The sequence below is a fragment of the Vibrio stylophorae genome (genome assembly GCF_921293875.1).
Lineage (GTDB): Bacteria > Pseudomonadota > Gammaproteobacteria > Enterobacterales > Vibrionaceae > Vibrio_A > Vibrio_A stylophorae.
Genome location: NZ_CAKLDI010000002.1, coordinates 363103 through 387669 on the forward strand (window position 1 = coordinate 363103; position 24567 = coordinate 387669).

Genomic DNA, 24567 nt, shown 5'->3' on the forward strand with positions numbered 1-24567 from the left:
TTTGCAATCCATACGCTTTAACGGCGCTTTAATTTACGTGCAATCAGCTCAACGCAAGGCGTTGCTTGCGTACTCAAGGCATTGAGCGCCATGGTCAAGGCGGCGTCCACAATCAGTTCAAATTGCTGCGCCAGCGATTGCACTTTAACCGGTAGAAAATCGAGCAAGCGGTTATCACCAAAGGTTGCCAACTGCACGCGATGAAAATACTCAGGATAAGGTGCAAGCGCATCCAATACCCCTTCAAATAGCGGATAAGCGGTGCAGATAAGCGCATCAGGAAAACAAGACTCATCTGCCATTGCCTTAATTTCTGGTGCACTTGTCAATGATGTACTGCTTGGCGATTCACTGATTAAGGATGTGCTGATAGCGGATGCATTGGCTAACAAGGCTTGCGCTAATCGCTCGCCCTCTTCGCGGGAAAAGCTATCACCATAATAGATCTGCATTTCGATGGATGTGTCTTGCAGCGCCGCGCGGATCCCCTGCTCGCGATCTTTGGATACACTTAAATCCTTTGCCGCACCAATCACTGCCATACGCGCGCATGATTGCAACGATAGCGCGCGGGTTAAGCGCTTCGCGCCTTCAAAGTCTTCACTGATCACCGAGCAAAATTGCTCGTCGTCCATCATTCGGTCCAAGGCGATAACCGGAATCCCCTTCGCCTGAATCGCAGGGTAAAAACTATCGTGATGCGGCAAGCAGCTAGCGACAAAAAGCGCATCAATGCGTCGCGTGACCAAATTATCCGCCACTTGTTTTTCAGTTTCTGGCTCATCATCACTACAGGAAATAATCAGCTGATAACCGGCGCGGCGTGCATCGCGCTCTAACAATTTGGCCAATTTGGCATAACTGCTGTTTTCTAGATCGGGAATAATCAAACCAAAGCTTTGGCTTGAACCTGCGCGCAATGAAGAGGCGGCATGATTGGGACGATAGTTATGTGCGGCCACCACCGCCATCACCTTCGCCTGCGTTTTAACACTGATACGGTACTGCTCAGCCTTGCCATTAATGACATAGCTTGCCGTGGTTTTTGATACGCCAGCGAGGCGCGCGATCTCATCGAGCTTCATGCAATCTCTTCCAAAGTGTGCGCTTGATCATATTTATCAAGAAACGATCAGTCGGTTTGATTGAAATTTTTGCTGAATTGATTCAGCCTGTCAACTGAAAGGATTCAGCAGCATTTCAGCGCCGATTGAATCGGCCAAAATCTCGTCAGCTCGATCAACTTTCGATCATTCGAGAATGCTGCTGAAATTTTTTAAGTGATTGCTGAATCGTTCCAGCAACGCATTGAGCAAAACGCACCATAATAAAGATGTCGTTCTGACCGCAGAGCGCCCCAACCTTCTGAGGACGAAACCATGTTGTCACTCACCGCACAAGACATTCAGTTGCAACAAGTCGCTGAAGATAAACAAAGTGCCATTGATGCACTCGCGGCTCGTTTAACTGAGCGCGGCTTTGTCGAGTCTGGCTATGTTGCCGGTATGCAAGCACGCGAGCTGCAAAACTCAACGTATCTTGGCAATGGCATCGCCATTCCACACGGCACCACGGATACCCGTGATTTAGTCAAAACCACAGGTGTCACCATCGCCCATTATCCGCAAGGCGTCGATTGGGGCGATGGAAACCGCGCCTATCTTGCCATTGGCATTGCCGCAAAATCTGACGAGCATCTTGGCATTCTCAAGCAATTGACCCATGTGCTTTCAGCTGAAGGGATTGATGAGCAGCTAAAAAAAGCGACGACGGCTGATGAGCTCATCGCTATTTTAAATGGCGACAGCCAAGCCACTCTGATTTTTGATGCTGAGATGATCGTCACCGATTTCCCAGCAGCCGATCTCACGCAAATGAGCGCAGTTAATGCGGGCTTCATGAAAAATCGCAGCGCCATTGATGCGCAAGGCGTCGCTGCACTCATCGCCGCACAATCGCACCATCTTGGCCATGGTGTTTGGTTACAAGCCAGCAAAGAAGCCAAACAAACGGCAATTGCGCTGGTGCACACAGCGCATACCAGCGTCTATCAAAACAATCCAGTTAGTCTGTTAATCAGCATTGCCGCAAAGGACAGCGCGCATTTAGCTGTACTCAACCGCTTAATTGAGCTCACCGAAAATCAGCAGCTCGGCATACTGGTCAATAGCGACGCAAATGCTATTTTCACGGCGCTGACCGAAGAGATGAAATCAGGCCTTAGCCAAGTGTTCACCATTCACAACCACCATGGTTTGCATGCACGCCCAGGCGCTGTGCTGGTGGCAACGGCGAAAAAATACCAATCCGATATTTGGGTCAGTAATTTAGATGGCGATGGCAAAGCGGTAAAAGCAAAAAGCTTGATGAAAGTGATTGCCCTTGGGGTCAAACATGGCCATCGCCTTGAATTCACTGCAGATGGTCCAGATGCTGCTGAAGCACTGGCGGGCATTGAAGCGGCCATTGACGCTGGTCTAGGTGAGGGTTAAGCGATGTCCAATCACTGCAAAGTCGTGACCATTACCCTCAATCCTGCACTTGATCTCACCGGTCAATTAGCCACCTTTCATTTAGGTGCGGTTAACAAGGTACAAACGGCCAATCTTCGCCCCGCTGGAAAAGGGGTGAATGTGGCCATGGTGCTTGCGGAGCTTGGCGCGAAAGTCACAGCGACTGGCTTGGTTGGTGATGAAAACCATCCGGCATTTCAGCAGCTTTTTGCTGATTACGGCATTGAAGATGCATTTGTCACCATCACTGGTGCCTGTCGCATTAATGTCAAAGTGGCTGAACAAAGTGGCCGCGTCAGCGATATTAACTTTCCTGGCGTCAGCGTCTCTGCAGCAGATATTGCTGCCTTTGAAGCCAAACTCTTTGCACTGGCGAAAACGCATCAAGTATTCGTGATGGCGGGCAGCTTACCGCCGGGTCTATCTACCGAGGTGATGGCTGGCTGGATCACCCGTTTACAAGCGCAAGGTAAACAGGTCATCTTCGACAGCAGCAATGAGGCGCTCAAAGCTGGCCTTGACGCCCATCCATTCTTGGTCAAACCCAATGAAATTGAGCTCGGTGAGTTTTTACATCAAACCTTAGATAACCCAGCACAGGTGCAGCAAGCGGCGCAAATGCTCAATAACCAAGGGATTGAAAATGCCGTGGTATCCATGGGCGCTGATGGTGTGATTTGGCAATCACGTGAAGCATGCCTTTATGCCAAACCGCCGAAAATGAATGTGGTTAGCACTGTCGGTGCTGGCGATACCTTGGTTGCAGGACTGACTTGGGGTCACCTACAACAATGGCCTCAGGCACAAACACTCAAATTTGCCACCACCCTTTCAGCCTTGGCGGTAAGCCAAGTGGGCGTAGGGATTGGCAGCGAAGAACAACGCGACGCGATTTTTAACCAAGTCAGCGTCCAATGCATTGAATAATTGAGGATAACGATAATGAAAATTGCAATTGTAACCGCCTGTCCAAGCGGTGTTGCCAGCAGCATCCTCGCCGCAGGTTTGCTTGAAAAAGCAGCTGCCAAATTAAATTTTAGCGCTGCCATTGAATGCCACTCCACAGTGAAAGCGGTGGAAACCCTTTCCGCTGAAACCATTGCCAATGTCGATTGCATCGTCATTGCTGCAAACACGCCCGTTTCACTGGCTCGCTTTGCAGGAAAAAAAGTGTACCAAGGGAGCATCAATGAGGTATTGACTGACGCGCAAGGCTTTTTGACCAAAGCGAGCGAACAAGCATCGCTGCTTGATGCGGATGCGATAAGCGAAGAAGCCCAAAGCAATGCACCAATCGCAAACCAAGGCGCAGTACAAAAATCCATTGTCGCAATCACCGCATGTCCAACAGGTGTAGCGCATACCTTTATGGCTGCCGAAGCCCTTGAGGAAACCGCCAAAGCCAATAGCTATCAGATTAAAGTAGAAACGCGCGGCTCAGTGGGCGCCAAAAACCAGCTGACTGCAGAAGAAATTGCGGCAGCGGATGTGGTCATTATTGCCGCCGATATCGAAGTGGATCTTTCCCGCTTTGATGGCAAGGCGCTCTTTAAAACCAGCACCAGTCTGGCGCTGAAAAAAACCGAGCAAACGCTGCAAGACGCCTTTGCCAAGGCCACCGTGTATCAGCACAGTGGTCCAGCGCAAGCCAATGACAGCAAACAGGAAAAAGCGGGCGTCTACAAACACCTAATGACAGGTGTATCTCACATGCTGCCTTTGGTGGTAGCAGGCGGTCTATGTATCGCGCTCTCCTTTGTCTTTGGCATTAATGCCGCTGACGTAAAAGGCTCACTTGCAGCTGCGCTCATGGGCATTGGTAAATCTGCCTTTACCTTAATGATTCCAGTCCTTGCAGGTTATATTGCTTATTCCATCGCAGACCGTCCCGGGCTTGCACCAGGCTTGATCGGTGGTTTTCTTGCCGCGACCATTGGCGCAGGTTTCTTTGGTGGTATCGCCGCCGGTTTTATTGCAGGTTACAGCGCCAAACTGCTTGCAGATAAGATCAAACTGCCGCAAACCATGGAATCGCTCAAACCAATTTTGATCATTCCATTTATCGCCAGCCTCTTTACTGGCCTTGTGATGATCTACATCGTTGGCGAGCCAGTGGCTCAGCTCATGCATTGGTTGACAGAAGCGCTGAAAAATATGGGCGATGGCAACGCCATTTTGCTTGGCCTTATTTTGGGCGCGATGATGTGTTTCGACTTGGGTGGTCCGGTGAACAAAGCCGCTTACGCCTTTAGTGTGGGGCTGTTGGAAACCCAAACCTACACGCCGATGGCAGCAACCATGGCGGCAGGTATGGTGCCAGCACTGGGTATGGGCTTGGCCACATTCCTTGCCAAAAGTAAATTCACCGCACCAGAGCGTGAAGCGGGTAAAGCGTCCTTTGCGCTGGGTCTGTGCTTTATTTCTGAAGGTGCCATTCCCTTTGCCGCGCGTGACCCAATGCGTGTGATCCCTGCATGTATCGCAGGCGGCGCATTAACCGGCGCACTCTCCATGCTCTTTGGTGCGCAGCTACTTGCACCGCATGGTGGCCTATTTGTACTGCTGATCCCAAATGCCATCAGTCCAGTGCTGCCATACCTCTTTGCCATTACCGCGGGTACCTTGGTCACGGGTGTCCTGTACGCCATGCTCAAAAAAGTAGAGCCAACAAAAGCTTAAACGTCTCTACTCAGTCAATCGACACAGTAAAAAATGATTAAAATTAAAGCGCCTTTACAGGCGCTTTTTTTATTTTTGCGTAAATTTGCATAAACCCTTTGTCTTTTGTCGCAAATCGCAGTACATAGTCTTTGAACATAAGGTCTGTAGTGCTGTGAAATTTATCTCTTCTCTTTTCAATTTGCTGATTCTCGTTGCAAGTGCTTGGCTCACCGCTGGGCATGCGGCGCAGTATTCGCTCAACCAGCTTTTGGTTGAGACGGCCAGCCAGCCTGCAGGATTCCCCTATCTTGATGAATCGTCTCGCTCAGCGCAGACAAATGCATCAGCCAATGAAACGCCCCCATCCATCGAGTTTGAGCCACAGCCACTTGAACTTTGGTCCGTGGATGCCGCCGCTATCTTTTTGCTGCTCTGCCTTGGCGCGTTTCGGCATTTGGTCAGGGGGGAAGGTCAGCAACCAACCCATTTAAGCCTTCGTAATTTCCAGTTCCGTTTTATCCATAGTCGCAGGTGATTTAAGCCCTCGGTTTGATTGTTTTTTACCCCCGCTTGCTATGGAGTTTTCATGTTTACACAATTTCACGATGTGTTGGCCGCGATTTGGCACCAAGATTTTCACACACTACAAACATCCGGCTACGCTGTGATGATTTATACCTTAATCGCTACCTTGATCACCCTTGAAAGCGGCTTTTTACCCGCAGCACCGCTCCCTTGCGATAGCGTGGTTATTCTCAGTGGCACCTTGGCTGCTGAAGGCATTTTAAGCCCTTATATCACTTTTCCGCTGCTAATGGCGGCCGCCTCCATTGGTAGCATTCTTGCCTTTATGCAAGGCCGCTGGCTCAACAAATTACCCTTGGTGCAACGCTGGCTAAGCAAGGTGCCTGAGAAAAATATTCAAATGGTCGATACGCTGCTTGGCAAACATGGCTTGGTGGCGCTATTTTGCGCACGCTTTGCCCCTGGCGTTCGCTCTGTGTTGCCAATGATGATGGGCATTCGCAATCCGCATGCACAAAAATTCCATCGTTTTTCAGCGCTCAGCGCCGTTCTATGGGTCACATTGCTAGCAGGCAGTGGCTTTATGTTGCCATCGCTACCAGAGCGCGTCAGCCACTGGGTAACCATGGCATTGATGGCGGCACCACTTATCACCTTAAGTGTGGTGATCCTGTCTGCGCTGGCATGGCGTTTACGCCGTTTGTTCCAAAGCAAAACGCGCCCGGTTTAACACCTGCCATCGATTTATCAATTTCCATTTATCAAGACTCAAAAAGCGCTAACCACAGCGCTTTTTTCTTTTCCCAAACCACTTTTTGATGAAAAAAGATTGTCTTTTTTCACTATTCACAGTACATAGTTCTCAGTTCAAATACCGAGTGTGACCGTGAAGCATTTCATTTCGCAAAAACTGCTAATGACCATTGCGCTACTAGCGATGTGTTTTGCTATTCACCTATGGTTGCTTCAACAGCAAACGCAGCATCATGCTCAGATGTTAATCGCGCAGCCACAAGGCTATTCAGCGCAACAACCTGCGCTGGTTGCACGTTTAAGTCCGCTGCGAACTGAACCCTCAGAAATTCACGCTCAACCGAACCTCTTTTCGCTGTCGTGGTCGCTACTTTGGCAAAGTTTGCTACTGTTAGGCATCTGCGCCTTTGCACGACAATTACCTATTCAGCCACTTTCGCTACGCTCCCACGTCACTTGGTTTTACCAGTGGCAAAAGCAACGCCGAAAAAGTTGGCTTCACCTGCAATATCGCTTTGCGCATAGCCGTTAAAGCCCTCTCTATCCGCCGCCTTTTTTATTTCATTTTCTCGTTTGTACGATGGAGAACGCATGTTCGAACAAATTCAAGATGTCTTGATCGCCATTTGGCACCAAGACTTTGACGCCCTTGGCCCAAATAGTGCCCTTTTGATCTACCTACTCGTTGCGGTATTGATCCATCTCGAAAGCGGTTTTCTTCCTGCCGCGCCTCTGCCATGCGACAGCGTGGTTGTACTGACTGGCACCCTATCGGCTGTGGGTATTCTCAATCCTTGGATTGCATTCCCCATGCTTGTGTTTGCCGCAGCGACAGGCAGCTGGCTGGCTTTCTTACAAGGTCGATGGCTGAACAAGCTACCCCTCGTTCAGCGATGGCTGCATAAGGTACCTGAACGTAATATCAAGATGGTGGACTCACTTCTTTGTCGTCATGGCTTGGTGGCGCTCTTTTGTGCGCGTTTTGCGCCGGGCGTTCGCTCTGTATTGCCAATGATGATGGGCATTCGTGTCCAGCATGCACCACGTTTTCACCACTTCTCATGGCTCAGCGCGACCCTATGGGTCTTTTTGCTCGCAGGCGTTGGCTTTATGCTGCCATCACTGCCTGAGAACATTAGCCGTTTTGTCACCATGGCGCTCATGGCGGCACCTGTCATTACGCTGTGCACCTTTATTTTGACTGCGGTGATCTGGCGTTTAAGAAAACTATGGCGACCAGCACAACCGACCAAGCCAGTTTGATCACCTAAAACGCAGAAATATTGAATGGAAAAGCGCCCTTATGGCGCTTTTTTTATGCTGATTTGAATCAAAGCATAGCTTTTGATGAATAGCGCTTCATTCATTAGAATATCTAATCTATTTAGAGTGATTTTCTCACTTTTCAGTCTCATCGAAATACCTATAATGCGCTCCAACAAAACACGACCCCAAGCCTGTCAGTGAAGGCCAAGGTTGTTATCATTGACTGTAATTTTGAGGGAATCACCATGACAAACATCATCAGCAAAATCGTTGCAATCTACACTCCAGCATTCGCAACCATGAGCAACAACATCAATAAATAAAGCTCACGCACCTTCGCTTGCTGCGTCATAAAGAAAAGGCTTTGCATTTCGCAAAGCCTTTTTTGTTTTTGTAATAGCATCCACAGTTTCATGCTTGTGTCATTTAGCATCAGTACCCACCACCTGAAACAGTGAAGTTCAACCGTATTTTTTACTAGTTCATATGGCGGTTTCTCTCTACAATCCGCTTCTTTTTTAAAGCAGATGAGTGGTCGCTTGAAACTTGGAAAACGCCTTGGCCAGATTGAGCAATGGGTTCAATCGCATGTGGATCATATTTGGGATTGTTGCTGCGATCATGGCCACCTTGGTGCAGCCATTCTTAAACGCTATCCGCAGAGTAGCGTTCATTTTGTTGATATCGTGCCTTCGCTGATGAGCCAAGTTGAAAGTAAACTCAAGCGTTTCCATCCAAACGGCCGCTGGCAAACCCATTGCTTGGATGTGGCGCAGCTTCCGCTTAATCAATATGCTGGGCGACATTTGGTGATTATTGCTGGGGTTGGTGGCGATCTGATGGCGCATTTCGTCAGCACCATTGTTCAAGAAAATCCACATCTCACCCTTGATTTCTTACTCTGCCCTGTACACCATCAGTACGCGCTCAGGCAGCAATTAATCGCGCTTGAGCTCAACTTACTGGATGAAGTCTTGGTGGAAGAGAATCAACGATTCTATGAGATCTTGCACCTCACCACGGCGCGCCATCAAGGGCAGGCGCTTAGCATCACGGGTGAACGTTTGTGGCACGCAGACAACGCCGAAGCAATGCAACGAGCAAAGCGCTATTTACAAAAAACGCTGGCGCATTATCAGCGAATTGCCAAGGGTAATCAGCCTGACGCGCTGCAAATGCTGGCGGCTTATCAAGCGATTCAAATTTAAAATATTCACCCTGAAACAATTTATCTTTAGCGCATTCAGTTGTCGTGCTTTTGCCTTCATCAATAAAAAGCAAACTTGCGTTCGACATTCCCCCATAATAAAAAAGCGCTCAACGAGCGCTTTTTGAATCAATGCGATATATCGTGATGCGCTGCCATGCAGCTGGCACTCCAAGCAAAACTTTCATGCAGCGGCATCGGACGTGCAAAGTAATAGCCTTGGCAAATATCAATCCCGCAACTGGCCACAAAGGCTTTTTCTTGCTCTGTTTCAATCCCTTCTGCCACCATGGCGCAGCCTGTGACTTCACTGATTTTTGCCAGCCACTGATAGAGATTTTGACCGCGCGCTTGGTCAACATTTAAAAGCAGCGAGCGATCCAACTTCACTTTATCAAAGCTAAATTTCAGCAGATGTGAAAATGAAGCATAGCCGGCACCAAAATCATCAATAGCTACTTTCACACCCAGCGCTTGCAGCGCTTCAATATTGGCTGAAATTTGCTGCTGATCTTTTAAAATCGCCTCTTCGGTGATCTCGATTTCAAGCGCCGTCGCAGGGATCCGATAGTGACCTAATCGCTCAGCGATATAGGGCACTATCTCTGCTGATGAAATCGTCTCAGCCGAGATATTTACGCCAATGCGACACCCCTGGACCAGTGGCATTTTTTGCATATCTGCCAATACCAAATCCAGCACCAGTTGGTCCAGCTGGTACATGGCGCCAAGCTCCATAAAATCCTGAATAAAGGTCGATGGCTTGATATTCCCCTGCTCATCGCGATATCGCACTAAAGATTCAAAGGCCAAATGACTGGCATCATTAAGATGCACCTGCGGCTGATAGTACATTACAAACTCGCCGCGACTGAGCATGCGACTGACGCGACGACTCACGTCATGCTTGCTGATATAACGCCCCATGGCCTGATTCACATCGCCAATAAAAGATTTAAGCGTGCTACGCTCGACTTCATGCTTGCGAAAAATTGCGCGGCTGTTAATTCGGCTTGCGCAGGCAAAATGACGGTAAAAAGGCCGATAGATTAAAATCCCCACGCCCACGACCACAAACTGCAGACACACCCCAGCCCAGCTATTTTGCGTTGCCAGATATCCGCTCATAAAGGGCGGGGTCATCCAATCGACAATGGTACCCGCAGGCGGTACCCACCCCATACTCATGGTGAAATAAACCAGTACAAAACTGACCAAGGGCACCAAAATAAAGGGCACAATCAGCGTTGGGTTGAAAATAACAGGCAAACCAAAAAGCAGTAACTCATTGATATTAAACATCACCAATGGAATAGCCGAAAGCGCCAAGATGGTATGGCGGCGATCACGCGAAAAGAACAGCACACAGAGCAGCAAACTCAGCGCATTACCAGAGCCACCAATGGACATAAAGGCATCATAAAAACCCTGGCTTAAAATATTCAGCGGGGCATCCCCTGCTAGCCATGCCGCAAGGTTGTGCTGGGTATCCAAATAAAGTTGCTGCTTTTCACCAAATAGAAAATTGTGCCCATTAATGCCAATGGCGCCCAGCAATCCCAAAACAAACTGATAGGCCATGCCCCCAGCAAAGGTCAGTGGATTCAGCGAGATTTTTTGGTGCAGCGCATCACCTTCTGCCATCACAAAGCCGGTTAACTTCGTGCACAGCATGGTGAGCACGAGAAAGGCAAATAGGTGCGCCACTTGCTGATAAAGCTGACGCACAAAATCTGGACGCAGCGGATCAAGCGGGAAAAGTCGCCCCGATGAACAGCAAATTGCCGCGATCACTGCTGAAACCAATGCAACCAAGGGGTTATTAGGTAATCGCCACTGCGGCGCAACCAAATCGTTGGACAGTGAAACCGCTAAAAACATCACCAACGCATAGGGCACCACCACCAGCGGACTGGTGTGGTTTTTAATTGCAAAGTAATAGGTGGTGATAATGCAAAGGGCAATGGGATAGATGCCAATCAATAGATTAGAAAAGTGAAAGAAGTTTTCTGACCAATCCTTCAAATGCGCATAGTTAAGCGCATGCCCTGCGAAAATGGACAACGCATTACTGATCGTCAGTGGCAGTAACAGTAGAAAAACAACGGAGATGTCACGAACGTATGTTTCGTAACCATTTCGAAGAGAAGGCAGCTTCCGCATTAATGATAGGCAATCGATAAACTGAGAAAAAGTGCGGCGATTATATGCACCCTTTTCAGCCCGTCAATCGAAATGTGATTACCATCAAAATATTTTGCATTTCATCGTGTTAGATAAATAGAATTAATTGAATCCGCCTCGCATAACGTTTGTCATCTATCCTAAACATTCATTCTAATGTGAAGACACCGCCGCCTCATAACGCATGCAAAACAAGTGCGCATCAACGATGCGCCCGCAAATAAAGCAAGATATACTGGCCAAGTCACCATTGATATAAGGCTAATTATGAGCGATTCAGCTTCAATCACAGTACCACGCGATCCCAATGCCCGCTTTGATGCATTTTTCAAAGCCATTGTTGAAAGCAAGAAAATCTGGCTTTTGATTGATGAGCACGGCAGTGTGTTACTCAATACCGATGATGAAGAGTGCGTGCCGGTTTGGCCTTCTGAAGCACATGCCCTGCAATGGGCCACAGAAGAGTGGGAAGGCTTTCAAGCTGAACCAATTTCGCTTGCCAAGTGGAAAAGCCGCTGGACCATGGGCCTTGAAGAAGACGAACTATCCATTGTGGTTTATCCCGATACTGAAGGTGAGGGTTTGGTGCTCTACCCTGATGAATTTGAGCAAGAGCTACTCAAGCGCGAACGTCGCTAATCCGCATGTTGTAGCGCATTTTTCTCACGTTTAACGTAACTGTTACAGACATCGCAGCGCAGAAAAACACAATCCTGTGCAATGACACAGATTGACCAACCATCTTTTCAAAGCGCCCAGTTCATTAAACTGGGCGCTTTTTTATCGCCTTCAATCCATTATCGAGTACTTTTCACAAACCAGCCAAACGGAACAACGCATTGCTTTTCATGCATCATGATAAGCAATGCGTTGAGTTGCGAATGCACACGATTACTTGGTAACAATATAAAAATTACAATGAAAGTTGCGTACTTGATAGTGGAATGCATGGGGATTTAGCCAAATTTTCGCGCTAAATTATGTAGCACATAAGCGACGGTAAATCGGCTTGCAGCCAAAGTGTCTGCCATAGATATTCATCATTGAATGATATTTAGATAACTGGCCGTACCCTCCATACATTGTTTGTTGCGCAATAACCGGTTGAATGAACCTATCACTGATAAGGGAATGCGATGACGGAATCACAAGAGAAATGGCTTAAAAACTGGAAAAACAAACAAAAGAAAGGTTCGATCTATTACGTAGTCAGCCAAACTGTCTTATTAGCTTGGGTACTTTTTTTGGGGCGGTTGATTGGTATTGCGCTGCTGACCAATCAGAGTCAGTGGCATGAGTTTTATTCGACCCTACCATTTTTTATGACCACTATTTTATTGTTTGGCGGCGTTCTCAACAGTCTTGCGTGGCGCATTGGAGAATGGCGCTATCGACATTTAACCAAGCCACAACAAAACAGCTCTCAGCATATTTAGAGAGCAAATGTCGCTAACCAGCTGTTATCCAAGATGTTATCAAATATAGTTTCACTGAACCTTAGTTTTTGTCGTGCCGTGGCAGACACTAAAAAGAACTGAAGCTATGCCATTAAATTGGTCAGCTTTCTCAACTAGTTAGTAATGCATACTGAATCACTTTCAGTTGGTGCATACACAGCAAGAGTCGTGACAATATGAAAATGATATTTGTAGACGCAGAGAACATTGGTCTGAAAGCACTAGAAAAAGTGAAGGCGAGTGTCATTGATAAAGTATTTGTTTTCTCTAAGCTGGAGCCAGTTCAACGTGTATGTGAAAAATCACTTTTTTTGTACCTATCTGATTACCCTTCAGGTGCCAATCAAGCGGACTTTTATATCATTGCTTATCTATCTAAGGTCTTGCTTGCATTAGATAAAAAACAATTCTCTACGGTTAATTTCGAACTTTATAGCAATGATGAAAATCTAATTGCTGCATTTCAATTTCAGTGCGATCAACTTGGTGCAAATGTCAAAAGCATACGAACCAAAGACGATACCGTCGTACAAATGCCAAGCGTACAAAAAAAGATCTCGCCTGAGGAAAAAGTATTTTCAGCATTAAAATCACCACGCTCATTAGACCCAAGTTTACAAAAACAATTAGGCCTCTCTAAACCTGATTTTTCTAAAGCCATTCAATCGCTGACTCAGTCTAAAAAAATTCAGCGTTCGCCAGAGTGCAAACGTAAATGGATTCGTTGTTAATCCTACCAATGCCCACCTTTCAACGAATACGTTTTTATTTATTCATCATTGTTACGCCATAAACAACACACTAAACCCTCGCACTTCATGACTCATACAACATCAATCATCCGTTTATTCTCAATAGCGCAAACGGATGACAGGGGCCTTCACTTCATCACCGCCACATGTGTAAAGAAAATCTGTCAGCAAAGTGAATACAATTTGTCTATATTTGATGGGAAATGTGACTTGCCGCACACTCGAAAAGGCGTAAACTGAATCGAATCAAACAAATAAGCATAAAGAGGCTTACTATGAGTACTCCTGAAATCACAGGTAAAACACTCTTCTCAAAAGGTTGGAAATGGTTTGTCGGCGTAGGCGTGCTTACCTTTATCTTGGGGCTTGGCGCGGTTTATCTGCCTATTTTGGCTGGCGTAACGATTACCACTTTGGTCGGCGGTATTTTCCTATTTAGTGGTTTGGTTCAGGCTTACCATAGCTTCAAAATTTCTGGCTGGAAGCCCAAATTGTGGTACGCATTAAGCGCCCTACTTTATATCATTGGTGGTGCTTTTATTCTTTTTGAACCACTCAAAGGCTTGGTCACGCTCACCACACTCATGGTGTTGGTGATGATTTTTAACGGCGTGACTCGTATCATTTTTGGCCTTTCAAATCGTAGTACCAATGGTAGCCAATGGCTTGCACTCAGCGGCTTAATTTCGGTGGGGATTGGTGTTTACTTCTTTACCCAACTCGGCGTACCAGAGTTCTCATTGTCACTGCTGGGTATTTTTGTCGGTGTCTCTATGGTGATTGAAGGCATTAGCTTTATCTTCCTTGGCCTACAAATGAAAAAAGCCGCGAACTGATACACAGCTTTTCAAGATAAGACAGCTCAATCCTTTTGAGCAAACCAAAACCTAGAACGCCCAATGCACTGCATTGGGCGTTTTTTCATTCACCATGCATTGCAAACATGCATAATGCAATAACCCCGTGATTCCACATTTTTTAGGTAGGTTTCACGCTTTAAAATGATATTCGGATTGAATGAGGACTACAGATAAATATAAAGGCATCATCAACTCCATACTCCAACATGGAATCATAAAGACATCATGAGAATATCCTTATGCGCCAATTCGTAAATTTACCTCATAACAAACAGATACAGCTTCAAGAGATGTTTCCTAACATACTCGACTTATTTTATGCAGATCAGATCGAATCATTTGAATTACTGTCTATTTCTGTTTTTGATCGATGGCTTACGCGGGAGGAAACCATTCAAAATATTGACCATGTGACTATTGAGAACGAAAAGAAATATACGCAAATGCTCCACACATTCTCTATGTCCCTATACAAATCAACCGAATGCTATTTAATCAAACTAATTGGTAGACACAAAAAAAGAGCAACCTTCAGAAAATTTGTATCAGATGCAAGCGCAAGCCAATTACTCATGAGTACACATCATATGATCTCTGATCGCTTCCGATTTTATGTGGCGCTACCTGAATATCAGGCAATTTATGTTGAAGGGGCTGACTTTACGCATCATCTTTTTTTCCTAGATAGGAATAAATTATCAGGGTTAATCCGCCTTGTGAAAGATAGCGGATTGCATATTTTATAAATGCTCTATGTGCACACTATTATCAACTATCTGCGGTATCAACCTATCCGCTATAGCAATTCTGATTACTCTGTAAGCTCCGTCAACGACACAGACTGCGAGGTTTCCACGCGAGTTTTACCCTGCTCTGTTTCGTGCCATCGCTGACGCTGCTGCTGCTCATATAGATAGGCATAGGTGCCATATCGCTTATAGGCCCATTGCAGTTCAGTCCATTGGCATGCCTGCTGATCATCACATTGAGTGCGCTGTGATAAGCGTGTGGTGAGTTTATGTTGCCAACCTTGCGGCGTAAAAGAGAGTAAATGATGCTGCACCAAAAGATCCTGCGCGCGCTTTTTCTCTGTACTCACCCACCAATATCTTGGGCTGTTTTCAGTGAACAACGACTGACTGGATTGATTGGGCAGTAACTGTAGTTGGCGAACGTCGCGCTCGAAAATCACCTCGCGATACCAGCTATCTATTAATTTTTCTGACTCTTGGCTGAGATTTTGTGCCTGCCATCCACTTTTCTTTGTGGTTTCTTGCACCTTTCCTTCAACGCCATTCATCCATAGCAATTGACTTTGATAATGCTCACCTTGTCTCAGCTCCAGCCAGAGCAATATTTGATGGTTGGAGATCGGAATACACTGGCGAATTTCCATCGCAATTTGAAAGGGTTGAAAAAGCTGATTCAACGGCTGTAAATCAGCTTGGCACATGGCGCGTATCTGCGTGGCTGAGTTTGGGGCAGCCTTCGCGCTCAGATGAATCAATAACAGCTGCACACCACATGCCCAGCACAGCGCGACCAGCGCGCTTTTTTTAGGGCGCATCACTTAAGCCAGTTCAGGATTAGCAGGCTGTGCTGACATCGCTTTTACTGTAACCGGCTTTACTTTACGCACGCTTTGCGGCTTTTCTGCGATATGAAAAAGCGTTTTCACTTGGTAGCCGAGCATTTCTGAATAAGGTGAGATAAACCCCGCACGCGATGTCAGCTGCTGCGCTATCACAGGACTCATCACGCGATGGTACATACTGCGTTTCATTTGGTATTTGCGATTGCGCTGTTTAAGTAAAAATCGCTGCCATAAGGTCATTTGATGCTCGGTATAACTGGCAATGATCAGACGACCGCCAGGTTTTAAAACGCGAAATGCTTCAGCGATGGCGCGCTCTGGCGTGGCAATAATATGAATTAAATTGACCATCAGTACACTGTCCATACTGGCATCTTCATAGGGCAGTGCTAAGCAATCGACTTTTTCGACTGTCACTTTGCCATCTTGCTCAAAACGCTGGCGCGAGACCGCAACCATGTCTTCAGAAATATCTGTGGCATACACTTCACAGGTCGCGGGGAGCACCACTTGAGTGTAGGTGCCTTGTCCGCAGCCCACCTCCAGTAAACAGCCCAGTTTGGTCAGCGCGGCTAGGCGCATTTTTATCCGCTCAATATCGGCTTCACTGACCACGTCACTGTATTGTTGTGCTTGATCTTGCTGGGTTGGGGTCGCATAGGCTCGGCTGCGATGAAACATGAATCCTTCCTTGGTTAGCGCATTGCCTCGAATGCTTATCGCGACCCTATCAGAAAGCTGACAAATTTGTAGTCAGTGAAAAAAATCACTGGGCGCAGCTCCAAAAAACAAACGCAACCTTTAGCTGGTTGCGATAATTCCATGGGGAGCATTCACTGCAGCCGCACAAAAATAGCGAGAAAAAACCGCAACTGGTGCGGTTTTATTTCTCAATTGAATTGCGCTGCGTTCGACTCAATCAATTAGTGGCTCATTCCCGCTTTAAAACGCATCGTGGTAATGCAGGTACGGCTATCCATTTGTGTTGGCAACGTTTCCATCGCCATCATGTTGTTGTAATGGAACATCACCTCGTAGTTTGGTCCCTGTGGCAACCATAAATCCACAAAGCCATCTTTACCTGTGGTGACCATTTCATTTTTCACCACTTTACCCGTGTTTTTGTCCGTCACCATCACATGCATTGGTTGTTCGACGAGCTCACCTTGGCAGCCTGTTGGCACATGAAAGGTGCAATTATGCGTTTTGTTGATATAAGGGGCGATGGACAATAGAAACTCGCCATTGAGTGCAATCTTAGCGCGTTCATTATTGGGCAAGCGCGCTTCAATATGATCAGGCAAAACCTTCACCGTCGCCTTACCTGTATGATGCCACACCTTAGACGCCTCTAGCGCTTGTTGTGGGGTGAGCGCGCTGAAGGTTTTCGCATCCATCATAGGTACATCTGCGCTGCTATAACGGCTATAACCAAAACCAACCAGCACAAGCGCTGTCAAGAAAAAGGACACCAATAGCGCCTTGGTGCGTTTATTCTTCATTGTTTTCATCATCATCTTCCTTTTGTTGTATGAATTTTTGCTATGACATTGATTATTCATGGTGTGTTTCACACTCAGTTCTGTCGCTTTATTCCACGCTGGGGCGACAGCCAAGCCATTGCCCCATCTTGATTGATATTGAATTATTAAAATTAATGCAGGTGAAAACGCTGTTTTTGCCAGACTTGGTACACCGCAGGCAAAAGCACTAAGGTCAGTAAGGCTGCTGACAGTGCGCCACCTAACATCGGTGCGGCGATTCGCTGCATCACCTCAGCCCCAGTGCCCGAGCCAAGCATGATTGGGATCAGACCAATCACCACGGTGAGCACCGTCATCATCACCGGACGGATCCGCTGCCCTGCACCGATTTCAATGGCGTGTTGCAGATCAGAAAGCGCCAAACGACGTCCTTCACTTTGCGCTTGGTCGCGCTGCTGTTGCCATGCGCTATTGAGATACACCAGCATGATGATGCCGGTTTCTACCGCGACCCCAGCTAAAGCGATAAAACCCACTCCCACGGCAATAGAGAGGTTATAGCCAAGCCAGTAAAGCAGCCATAAACCACCCACCAGCGCCAGTGGCAAGGTAGCGAGAATGACCACCACTTCGCTTAAACGGCCAAAGCTGAGATAGAGCAACACGAAAATAATCGCCACCGTGACTGGGATCACCACCGTCAGTTTGTCCATCGCTCGTTGCATATACTCATATTGGCCAGACCAATTCAGTGAGTAGCCCGCAGGAAGCGTAAGGTGTTCAGCCACATAGGCTTGTGCATCTTCAACATAACTGCCGAGATCGCGCCCTTCGATATCGATATAGACCCAACCATTGGGGCGCGCATTTTCGGTTTTAATCATCGGTGGCCCCGCTTGATAATGCACATTTGCCACTTCTGATAATGCCACCACAGCGCCAGAGCCCGTCACGATAGGCAGATTTTGCAGCGCTACAATGGAGTCACGATAACGCTGCGGGTAACGAATGGCGATCGGATAACGCTCAAGGCCTTCCACGGTTTCGGCGACCGACATCCCGCCTACCGCAGTGCGCATCACCGCTTGAATATCCGCAACCGACAGGCCGTATTGCGCAGCTTTGACGCGGTCAATATCCACTGTGATATAGCGACCACCGGCAACACGCTCAGCATAAACTGACGTGGTTCCCTGAACCTGAGGCAGCAGACGTTCAAGCTCTGCGCCGATGCTTTCAATGGTGGCTAAATTCGGGCCGGCGATTTTAATGCCAACTGGGGTTTTGATACCAGTAGAAAGCATATCGATGCGCGTTTTAATCGGCATCACCCAAGCATTACTGACGCCTGGCACTTTGACGATGCGATCAAGTTCTTGCCGAACTTTCTCTGGCGTCATCCCATCGCGCCATTCACTGCGCGGCTTAAATTGAATAAAGGTTTCAATCATGGTGAGCGGCGCAGGATCCGTCGCAGTTTCAGCGCGCCCCACCTTGCCCCATACCGTTTTCACCTCAGGCAGGGTTTTAATCAGCTTGTTGGTTTGCTGTAAAAGCTCCCGCGCTTTACCAATGGAGATACCCGGGTAGGTCGATGGCATATACATGAGATCGCCCTCATCCAGCGGCGGAATAAACTCACTGCCCATCTTGCTCCATGGGTAATAAGCCGAGCCCAGCACTAAAAGCGCAATGAGCATCACCGTTTTAGGCGCGCCCATACTCATCGCCAAAAATGGACGATAAGCGGCAGTAAGTACGCGGGTAATGGGGTTTTTCGACTCAGCAACAATATGACCGCGAATGAAATACCCCATGAGCACAGGCACCAGCGTGACCGCAAGTCCGGCAGCTGCCGCCATGGCGTAGGATTTAGTGAATGCAAGCGGCGCAAACATCTTGCCCTCTTGGCCTTGCAGCGCAAACACGGGCACAAAACTCAAGGTAATAATCAGCAGTGAGAAAAAGAGCGGCGAGCCCACTTCCTGCGCAGCTTTGCTAATGACCTGCCAACGATTTTTATCAGTTAGCGGCGTTCGCTCTGCATGCTTGTGCACGTTTTCAATCATCACGATAGCGCCATCCACCATGGCCCCAATGGCGATACCAATACCGCCCAAGGACATGATGTTGGCGTTGATCCCTTGCCAGCGCATCAACAAGAAAGCCACTAAAATGCCCAGCGGCAAGCTAAAGAGGATCACCAGTGAAGAGCGCAAATGGAACAAAAACAGCGCGCAAACCAAAACCACCACAATAAACTCTTTAACGAGCGTGTGATTGAGGTTCTCCACCGCAGCATCAATCAAGTTAGTGCGGTCATAGGTGATCACCACTTCAACACCTTGCGGCAAACTTTTTTCTAAGGTCGCAAGTCGCGCTTTCACCGCTGCAATCACCTGCTGCGCGTTTTCACCCGAGCGCATCACAATGACGCCCGCCACGGCTTCGCCTTCGCCATTTAGCTCTGAGACCCCGCGGCGCATTTGCGGACCTTGAACAATACTCGCCACATCACCAAGCATCAGCGGCGTGCCTTGCTCGGTCACGCGTAGTGGTAATTTCGCAAGCTGCTGCTCGCCGCGCAGATAGCCTTTGCTTTGCACCATCATCTCGGCTTCGCCCTGCTCAATCACCGACGCGCCAGTTTCTTCATTGCCCTTGGCGATGGCATTTTTCACTTGCGCCAAGGTCAGTCCATAGGCGCGCAGTTTATTTGGGTCAATCTCTACCTGATATTGCTTGACCATGCCGCCCACGGTTGCCACTTCAGAGACCCCTGGGACAGCTTGCAGCTCATATTTCAAAAACCAGTCTTGAAGGGTGCGAAGCTCACTGAGATCGTGCTGGCCACTGCGGTCCACCAGCGCATAACTGAGCACCCAGCCCACCCCAGTGGCATCTGGCCCCAGTGTGGGCTTGGCCTGCGCGGGAAGTTTAGGCGCCACTTGGCTCAAATACTCCAACACACGGCTACGCGCCCAATAAAGGTCTGTACTGTCATCAAACAGAACATAGACGTAGGAGTCGCCAAAAAAGGAGTAGCCGCGCACTGAGGTTGCGCCCGGTACAGCCAACATCGCCGTGGTGAGTGGATAGGTCACCTGATCTTCCACCACCTGCGGCGCTTGTCCGGGATAGCTGGTTTTGATGATCACCTGTACATCAGAAAGATCAGGAATGGCATCCACGGGCGTGCTTTTCACCGCATAAATCCCAGCAAACGCCAGCATCATCGATGTGAGAAGAACAAGGAGTCGGTTTTTCAGCGACCAACGAATAACAGCGGCAATCATGGTGTCACCTCATGCGCTGAATGATTCATCTCGCCATGATCCATTTGAGAATGATCCATCTGTGAATTATTCATTTGCGAGTGTTCCATTTGGCTGTGGTCCATCTCGCCTTGTTCCATCTGAGCATGATCCATCTGTGCATGGTTCATTTGTGAACGGCCCATTTGGCTGTGGTCCATCTCGTCTTGTTCCGTCTGAGCATGCCCCATCTGCGCATGGTCCATTTGTGAGTGATCCATATTGTCATGGTTCATACCGTCTGAAGACATTGTGGTTTGTTTCTCAGCGCCTTGATACTGCCAATCAAATTCAGCAATCCAATAATCATCGCCCTGTTTTTCAATGGCAAAACGAATGGGCATCCCCACTTTCAGCACGCTGGTATCCACGCCATCTGCCACAGTAAAAGGCATCACCATAGCAGGCCATTGCCATGCACTCACAGGGCCATGACTTAAGATCCATTGCTGCGGTGAGTCTGTTGCAGCAGAGACGCTGCCAGTGACCCATTGGCGATCAGGCGCGCCTTCAATGCGGCTAAAATCGGCACTTTTACTGGACTCAGAATCAAGCAAAAATTGCGCAGAGGTCACCACTTGCTGACCCAAGGTCAGCCCTTGCTTCACGCCGACCCAATCTTGGCTCTCCCCTGCTTTTTCGATGCGCACGCTGCGATACTTTCCATCGCCCAGCGCCAAAACCACGCGGCTCATATGACCATCTTCAATCACCGCCTGTCTTGGAACGCGCAGCATATTGGCTTCACCAGCGGGCTTAATTTCAAGCGCAGCATACATATTGGGTAGCAATGTTTGGTCTGGATTTTCAAATACCAAACGCAGGGTTTGCGCGCGGGTTTTTCCATCGACCACGGGATAGCGATAATCCACACGACCTTGCCAGCGCTGTCCGGGCAGCGCAGGAACACGCATGGTCACTGGATCGCCGGTTTGAATCAGGTAACCTTGCTGTTCAAACACTTCTGCTTGCACCCAAACGGTATTGAGGCTGCCAGCTCGCAGTAGCATCTGCTGCGGCGCAACATAAGCCCCTTCGACAATCGCAAGATCGCCAATCACGCCATCGGCGGGCGCACGAACCCACAAGCTGCGCGAAACCTGCCGCTCTTTTTTAAGTTGCGCGATACTTTCTACATCCACGCCCAAGGCAATCAGTCGATTGTAAGCCGCTTGAATCATATGACGGCGACCATCAGACAATGCATCCAAATACTCTTGCTGCGCCTTGACCCATTGTGGTGAATACAAAGCAAAAAGCGGCGCACCTTTTTTCACCCGCTCACCTACACGATTGACTTTCAATGCGTCAACCCAACCACTGACACGCAAGTTCACTTGCCATTGCAGCTCAGGGTTAAACTCAATGACGCCAAGACTATTGATGGATTGCTCAAGCGGCCCTTGCGACACAGCGACGGTTCTCACCCCAAGGTTTTGTACCACGCTCGGGTCAATTCGCACTGTGCCAGCGGGATCAGCACTTGCGCCAGATTCTTCATAAACTGGCACTAAATCCATGCCCATAGGCGATTTACCCGGACCATCTCGGCGATAACTAGCATCCATGGGCGCGACCCAATAAAGCGGCTGTTTGTCCGTATCACTTTGCGCGCCATTGGCATGCATGCCGCCATGGCCACTCATACTCTGAATTTGCCAACCCAATAGCACACCCACACTCAGCGTACCTGCGATGATCAATGCCAATTTATTTTTAGAGAAACTATTTTTATTCTGCGTGGGCTTCATCACGAGCCTCCTGTGCATGACGCGGCGCAAGGCTTGCGCGATCAAGATCAAAGCCTAAGAGATAGGCCAATTGGTTTTGTTGCAGCGCTAAATCTGCGGTGAGGCGCAGCGCGGCTTGCTGCTGCTGATTGAAGGCCAACTCAGCTTGGATGAGTTCCATCAGCGTGTTGCGATCGGCTTCATAACCGCGCGCAATGGCGCGGCGCTGGGCTTGGCTGTCACGCAGTAACTGCTGATGAAATTGCTTGAGACGAAGCTGCAGATATTGACGCTGACTGAGCGCACTTTGCAGCTGCGCTTGGACTTGACGACCAATAAGATCGCGCTGTGCCTTGGCCGCCGCCAGCTTGGCTTTGGCCGATACCACACCTTGATCCTGTCTCGTTTGGTCAAAAAGTGGCATATCCATGGTCAGCGCCACACTCATCAAATCGGGTGCGCGCTCACCAGACATGGTTTTGGCTTGCCGATTGGCATACATCAGCTCTACGGCAAATTGTGGATCCAAGGCTGTTTGCGCCATGGCCACTTGATTTTGCGCCAGTGCAATTTGCTCCGCACTTTGCCCTAACATGGGGTGCTGCTGCCATAGTGGCATTAAGGTCGCGAGCTGTTCATCCACGGATTCAGGTAAATCAACCAACCGCAATGTTAGCTGCTGCCAATCGGGGTAGCTCAATGTCATATCAGCGGAATCCTGCGCTGCAAGATGCGGTACAAATTGGCTCAGCTGCGCCCAGATCTGCGCTTTCATTTGCGCATTACTCAGTTGCAACTGTTTGGTTTGACTCAAAGCTAATTCGCTGGCGGCAAGCGCTTCGGCCTCTGCTCGGCCCAGTTCGTAATTGCGTTTGGCATCACGTACACGCTGGCTTAAAAGCTGCTTTTGCCTTTGCAAAAGCTGATCAAGCTTGCTGCGATACACCCACTCGACCCAAAGCTGTCCCAATTGCTGTTGCAGCATCAAACGGCGAAGTGATAGTTGTTGCACGGTTTGCAGCTGAGCAATATCGCTGCGCTGCTTTGCAATCTCTGCGCTATCGCCTCGGTTAAAGGGCTGCATAATCCCCACAGAAAGATTGGTCATCATATCTTGGTCTAGGGCAAAGCTGTCGGTCGGCAAGCCGCCAACCCCGACTTTCACTTTCGGATTAAGCCAACCCGTTTGACTCAATGCATCCGCTTGCTGCGCTTGGCCCAAATGGCTCAAACGCTGCTGCTCGGGATCTTGTTGCTGCGCCTTTGCCAGTAGAGATGCAAAAGAGAGCGTTTGCGTGGTTGAAATCTGTTGTGACTGTGCCATTGCAGCCGGACTGTACGCCATCCATAGGATGAACAAGCCAAGCCCCATACAAAGCTGAGTCAGTGTTTGAAATGACAAACAGACGCCAGTTCTTGGACCTGTTTTAAAGCCATTTACGTGCAATACATGCAAGACATTCCGTTGCATAAGTTGCCTCATCTAAATTTAAATTGAATACAGCTCGCGCGATGAAACCCGCGAGCAGTAACAGCATTTCAAATGCTTAAATTTAAAAATAGCTAGGCTATTGGAGGGCGGAAATGTGGTTCTTGAAAATGATAAGGGGCTGGATTAGTTTCAATTACAGGCAGGGTTTGGCTATGGCGCGTTAATGGCTGCCAAGTTGCAGCTAGCAATAGCGACATGGCGCTACAACCAGGTTTCATGCAGCAGCTGGCACCACCATCATGTTGGTGACAATGCATATTGCTGCTGTCATCAAGCATCGACTCACAATCACTCATTTCAACGCAGCTGCTATCGGCACTGTGGGCCATCTTTTCCATAACGACATTTGATGCGTGGCCATGGTGCATTGCGGAAGATGCGTGCGTTTTCTCTTCAACACTATTTTGCGCACTGACCTGATTGGTAGGAAACAGCATTGATTGCGCGCGAACAGGCGCTGCCAGCAAAACCATTACGGTAAAGCAAAGCAGTAAAAAATAGGCTGCAGGTTGCCAAACCTGCTGTCGGCGCGAATGAGAATACATCGTGGTGATTCTAAAGCTTTCCCCTAGGGTAAGGTCAAGATGTGAAATGATTGTTGGTGTTTTGAAACTTATGATTTAACCGCTAATGCGAGCAACGCATAGAAGAATTCATGTGAAGACAGCATTGGTGTAACTGCCGTATCAAACCTGCGTATCAAACCATTCAGCGCGCGATACAAGGTGGCATGCTCTGCTATAAAACGGCAGTCAATCATTACAGCTATAATCTT

Annotated in this window: 22 protein-coding genes; 13 read left to right on the top strand and 9 right to left on the bottom strand. The window is 48.3% G+C overall.

Annotation, left to right across the window (positions count from 1 at the left end):
• Positions 1-17 precede the first annotated feature (17 nt).
• Positions 18-1085, bottom strand: a complete 1068-nt coding sequence (locus tag L9P36_RS15305) for a LacI family DNA-binding transcriptional regulator (protein ID WP_237468456.1) — start codon at positions 1083-1085, stop codon at positions 18-20.
• Positions 1086-1379: 294 nt separating this feature from the next.
• Between L9P36_RS15305 and fruB the strand changes: the two genes are divergently transcribed.
• From fruB to L9P36_RS15345, 8 genes are all read left to right on the top strand, one after another.
• Positions 1380-2492, top strand: a complete 1113-nt coding sequence (fruB, locus tag L9P36_RS15310) for a fused PTS fructose transporter subunit IIA/HPr protein (RefSeq protein WP_237468458.1) — start codon at positions 1380-1382, stop codon at positions 2490-2492.
• Between the two features lie 3 nt (positions 2493-2495).
• A complete protein-coding gene (gene pfkB / locus L9P36_RS15315) occupies positions 2496-3440 on the top strand; it encodes a 1-phosphofructokinase (RefSeq protein ID WP_237468459.1) in 945 nt (314 codons plus the stop codon).
• A gap of 15 nt (positions 3441-3455) precedes the next feature.
• Positions 3456-5192 carry a PTS fructose-like transporter subunit IIB gene (locus L9P36_RS15320; RefSeq protein ID WP_237468460.1) on the top strand — a complete coding sequence of 579 codons (1737 nt, stop codon included), beginning with the start codon at positions 3456-3458 and terminating at the stop codon, positions 5190-5192.
• A gap of 154 nt (positions 5193-5346) precedes the next feature.
• Entirely contained in the window at positions 5347-5709 is a 363-nt protein-coding gene (locus L9P36_RS15325; RefSeq protein ID WP_237468462.1) for a hypothetical protein, read from the top strand.
• A 51-nt stretch (positions 5710-5760) separates the two neighbouring features.
• Positions 5761-6429, top strand: coding sequence for a DedA family protein (locus L9P36_RS15330; RefSeq protein ID WP_237468464.1), 669 nt, complete (start codon positions 5761-5763; stop codon positions 6427-6429).
• 156 nt (positions 6430-6585) lie between these two features.
• Positions 6586-6984: a hypothetical protein gene (locus L9P36_RS15335; protein ID WP_237468465.1), complete on the top strand. Its 399-nt coding sequence runs from the start codon at positions 6586-6588 to the stop codon at positions 6982-6984.
• Positions 6985-7043: 59 nt separating this feature from the next.
• Entirely contained in the window at positions 7044-7715 is a 672-nt protein-coding gene (locus tag L9P36_RS15340) for a DedA family protein (protein ID WP_237468466.1), read from the top strand.
• A gap of 542 nt (positions 7716-8257) precedes the next feature.
• On the top strand, positions 8258-8926 hold the full coding sequence (locus tag L9P36_RS15345) for a tRNA (adenine(22)-N(1))-methyltransferase (protein WP_237468468.1): 669 nt from the start codon (positions 8258-8260) through the stop codon (positions 8924-8926).
• A 128-nt stretch (positions 8927-9054) separates the two neighbouring features.
• Here the strand turns inward: L9P36_RS15345 and L9P36_RS15350 are convergent, their stop codons facing one another.
• A complete protein-coding gene (locus tag L9P36_RS15350; protein ID WP_237468469.1) occupies positions 9055-11088 on the bottom strand; it encodes an EAL domain-containing protein in 2034 nt (677 codons plus the stop codon).
• A gap of 288 nt (positions 11089-11376) precedes the next feature.
• Here L9P36_RS15350 and L9P36_RS15355 point away from each other — a divergent pair, with 288 nt between their 5' ends.
• The 5 genes from L9P36_RS15355 (at position 11377) to L9P36_RS15375 (ending at position 14924) form a co-directional block, all read left to right on the top strand.
• Entirely contained in the window at positions 11377-11748 is a 372-nt protein-coding gene (locus L9P36_RS15355) for a DUF2750 domain-containing protein (protein ID WP_237468471.1), read from the top strand.
• Between the two features lie 497 nt (positions 11749-12245).
• Positions 12246-12545, top strand: coding sequence for a hypothetical protein (locus L9P36_RS15360; RefSeq protein ID WP_237468472.1), 300 nt, complete (start codon positions 12246-12248; stop codon positions 12543-12545).
• Between the two features lie 197 nt (positions 12546-12742).
• Positions 12743-13297, top strand: coding sequence for a hypothetical protein (locus L9P36_RS15365; protein WP_237468474.1), 555 nt, complete (start codon positions 12743-12745; stop codon positions 13295-13297).
• Between the two features lie 296 nt (positions 13298-13593).
• Positions 13594-14154, top strand: a complete 561-nt coding sequence (locus tag L9P36_RS15370; RefSeq protein WP_237468476.1) for an HdeD family acid-resistance protein — start codon at positions 13594-13596, stop codon at positions 14152-14154.
• Between the two features lie 263 nt (positions 14155-14417).
• Positions 14418-14924 carry a hypothetical protein gene (locus L9P36_RS15375; RefSeq protein ID WP_237468477.1) on the top strand — a complete coding sequence of 169 codons (507 nt, stop codon included), beginning with the start codon at positions 14418-14420 and terminating at the stop codon, positions 14922-14924.
• A gap of 65 nt (positions 14925-14989) precedes the next feature.
• On the opposite strand, the gene L9P36_RS15380 is transcribed toward L9P36_RS15375, so the two are convergent.
• From L9P36_RS15380 to L9P36_RS15410, 7 genes are all read right to left on the bottom strand, one after another.
• On the bottom strand, positions 14990-15745 hold the full coding sequence (locus L9P36_RS15380) for a hypothetical protein (protein ID WP_237468479.1): 756 nt from the start codon (positions 15743-15745) through the stop codon (positions 14990-14992).
• A gap of 3 nt (positions 15746-15748) precedes the next feature.
• The gene (locus L9P36_RS15385; protein WP_237468481.1) at positions 15749-16453 is read right to left on the bottom strand and encodes a class I SAM-dependent methyltransferase; all 705 of its coding nucleotides are present in this window, start codon (positions 16451-16453) and stop codon (positions 15749-15751) included.
• A gap of 242 nt (positions 16454-16695) precedes the next feature.
• The gene (locus tag L9P36_RS15390) at positions 16696-17283 is read right to left on the bottom strand and encodes a CueP family metal-binding protein (RefSeq protein ID WP_237468484.1); all 588 of its coding nucleotides are present in this window, start codon (positions 17281-17283) and stop codon (positions 16696-16698) included.
• 143 nt (positions 17284-17426) lie between these two features.
• Positions 17427-20552 carry an efflux RND transporter permease subunit gene (locus L9P36_RS15395; protein WP_237468486.1) on the bottom strand — a complete coding sequence of 1042 codons (3126 nt, stop codon included), beginning with the start codon at positions 20550-20552 and terminating at the stop codon, positions 17427-17429.
• Positions 20549-22321, bottom strand: coding sequence for an efflux RND transporter periplasmic adaptor subunit (locus L9P36_RS15400; protein ID WP_237468488.1), 1773 nt, complete (start codon positions 22319-22321; stop codon positions 20549-20551). Before L9P36_RS15400 ends, L9P36_RS15395 begins: the two co-directional genes overlap by 4 nt.
• Positions 22302-23771 carry a TolC family protein gene (locus L9P36_RS15405; RefSeq protein WP_237468491.1) on the bottom strand — a complete coding sequence of 490 codons (1470 nt, stop codon included), beginning with the start codon at positions 23769-23771 and terminating at the stop codon, positions 22302-22304. Before L9P36_RS15405 ends, L9P36_RS15400 begins: the two co-directional genes overlap by 20 nt.
• Positions 23772-23863: 92 nt before the next feature.
• Positions 23864-24337 carry a hypothetical protein gene (locus L9P36_RS15410; RefSeq protein ID WP_237468492.1) on the bottom strand — a complete coding sequence of 158 codons (474 nt, stop codon included), beginning with the start codon at positions 24335-24337 and terminating at the stop codon, positions 23864-23866.
• Between the last annotated feature and the right edge of the window lie 230 nt (positions 24338-24567).

Excerpts from the sequence above, each read along its gene's own strand:
- L9P36_RS15320 (WP_237468460.1), top strand. The coding sequence starts at position 3,456 with ATGAAAATTGCAATTGTAACCGCCTGTCCAAGCGGTGTTGCCAGCAGC.
- pfkB (WP_237468459.1), top strand. The coding sequence starts at position 2,496 with ATGTCCAATCACTGCAAAGTCGTGACCATTACCCTCAATCCTGCACTT.
- L9P36_RS15360 (WP_237468472.1), top strand. The coding sequence starts at position 12,246 with ATGACGGAATCACAAGAGAAATGGCTTAAAAACTGGAAAAACAAACAA.
- L9P36_RS15355 (WP_237468471.1), top strand. The coding sequence starts at position 11,377 with ATGAGCGATTCAGCTTCAATCACAGTACCACGCGATCCCAATGCCCGC.
- L9P36_RS15370 (WP_237468476.1), top strand. The coding sequence starts at position 13,594 with ATGAGTACTCCTGAAATCACAGGTAAAACACTCTTCTCAAAAGGTTGG.
- fruB (WP_237468458.1), top strand. The coding sequence starts at position 1,380 with ATGTTGTCACTCACCGCACAAGACATTCAGTTGCAACAAGTCGCTGAA.
- L9P36_RS15350 (WP_237468469.1), bottom strand. The coding sequence starts at position 11,088 with ATGCGGAAGCTGCCTTCTCTTCGAAATGGTTACGAAACATACGTTCGT.
- L9P36_RS15405 (WP_237468491.1), bottom strand. The coding sequence starts at position 23,771 with ATGCAACGGAATGTCTTGCATGTATTGCACGTAAATGGCTTTAAAACA.
- L9P36_RS15385 (WP_237468481.1), bottom strand. The coding sequence starts at position 16,453 with ATGTTTCATCGCAGCCGAGCCTATGCGACCCCAACCCAGCAAGATCAA.
- L9P36_RS15340 (WP_237468466.1), top strand. The coding sequence starts at position 7,044 with ATGTTCGAACAAATTCAAGATGTCTTGATCGCCATTTGGCACCAAGAC.
- L9P36_RS15330 (WP_237468464.1), top strand. The coding sequence starts at position 5,761 with ATGTTTACACAATTTCACGATGTGTTGGCCGCGATTTGGCACCAAGAT.
- L9P36_RS15375 (WP_237468477.1), top strand. The coding sequence starts at position 14,418 with ATGCGCCAATTCGTAAATTTACCTCATAACAAACAGATACAGCTTCAA.
- L9P36_RS15380 (WP_237468479.1), bottom strand. The coding sequence starts at position 15,745 with ATGCGCCCTAAAAAAAGCGCGCTGGTCGCGCTGTGCTGGGCATGTGGT.
- L9P36_RS15305 (WP_237468456.1), bottom strand. The coding sequence starts at position 1,085 with ATGAAGCTCGATGAGATCGCGCGCCTCGCTGGCGTATCAAAAACCACG.
- L9P36_RS15390 (WP_237468484.1), bottom strand. The coding sequence starts at position 17,283 with ATGAAAACAATGAAGAATAAACGCACCAAGGCGCTATTGGTGTCCTTT.
- L9P36_RS15395 (WP_237468486.1), bottom strand. The coding sequence starts at position 20,552 with ATGATTGCCGCTGTTATTCGTTGGTCGCTGAAAAACCGACTCCTTGTT.
- L9P36_RS15400 (WP_237468488.1), bottom strand. The coding sequence starts at position 22,321 with ATGAAGCCCACGCAGAATAAAAATAGTTTCTCTAAAAATAAATTGGCA.
- L9P36_RS15410 (WP_237468492.1), bottom strand. The coding sequence starts at position 24,337 with ATGTATTCTCATTCGCGCCGACAGCAGGTTTGGCAACCTGCAGCCTAT.
- L9P36_RS15365 (WP_237468474.1), top strand. The coding sequence starts at position 12,743 with ATGAAAATGATATTTGTAGACGCAGAGAACATTGGTCTGAAAGCACTA.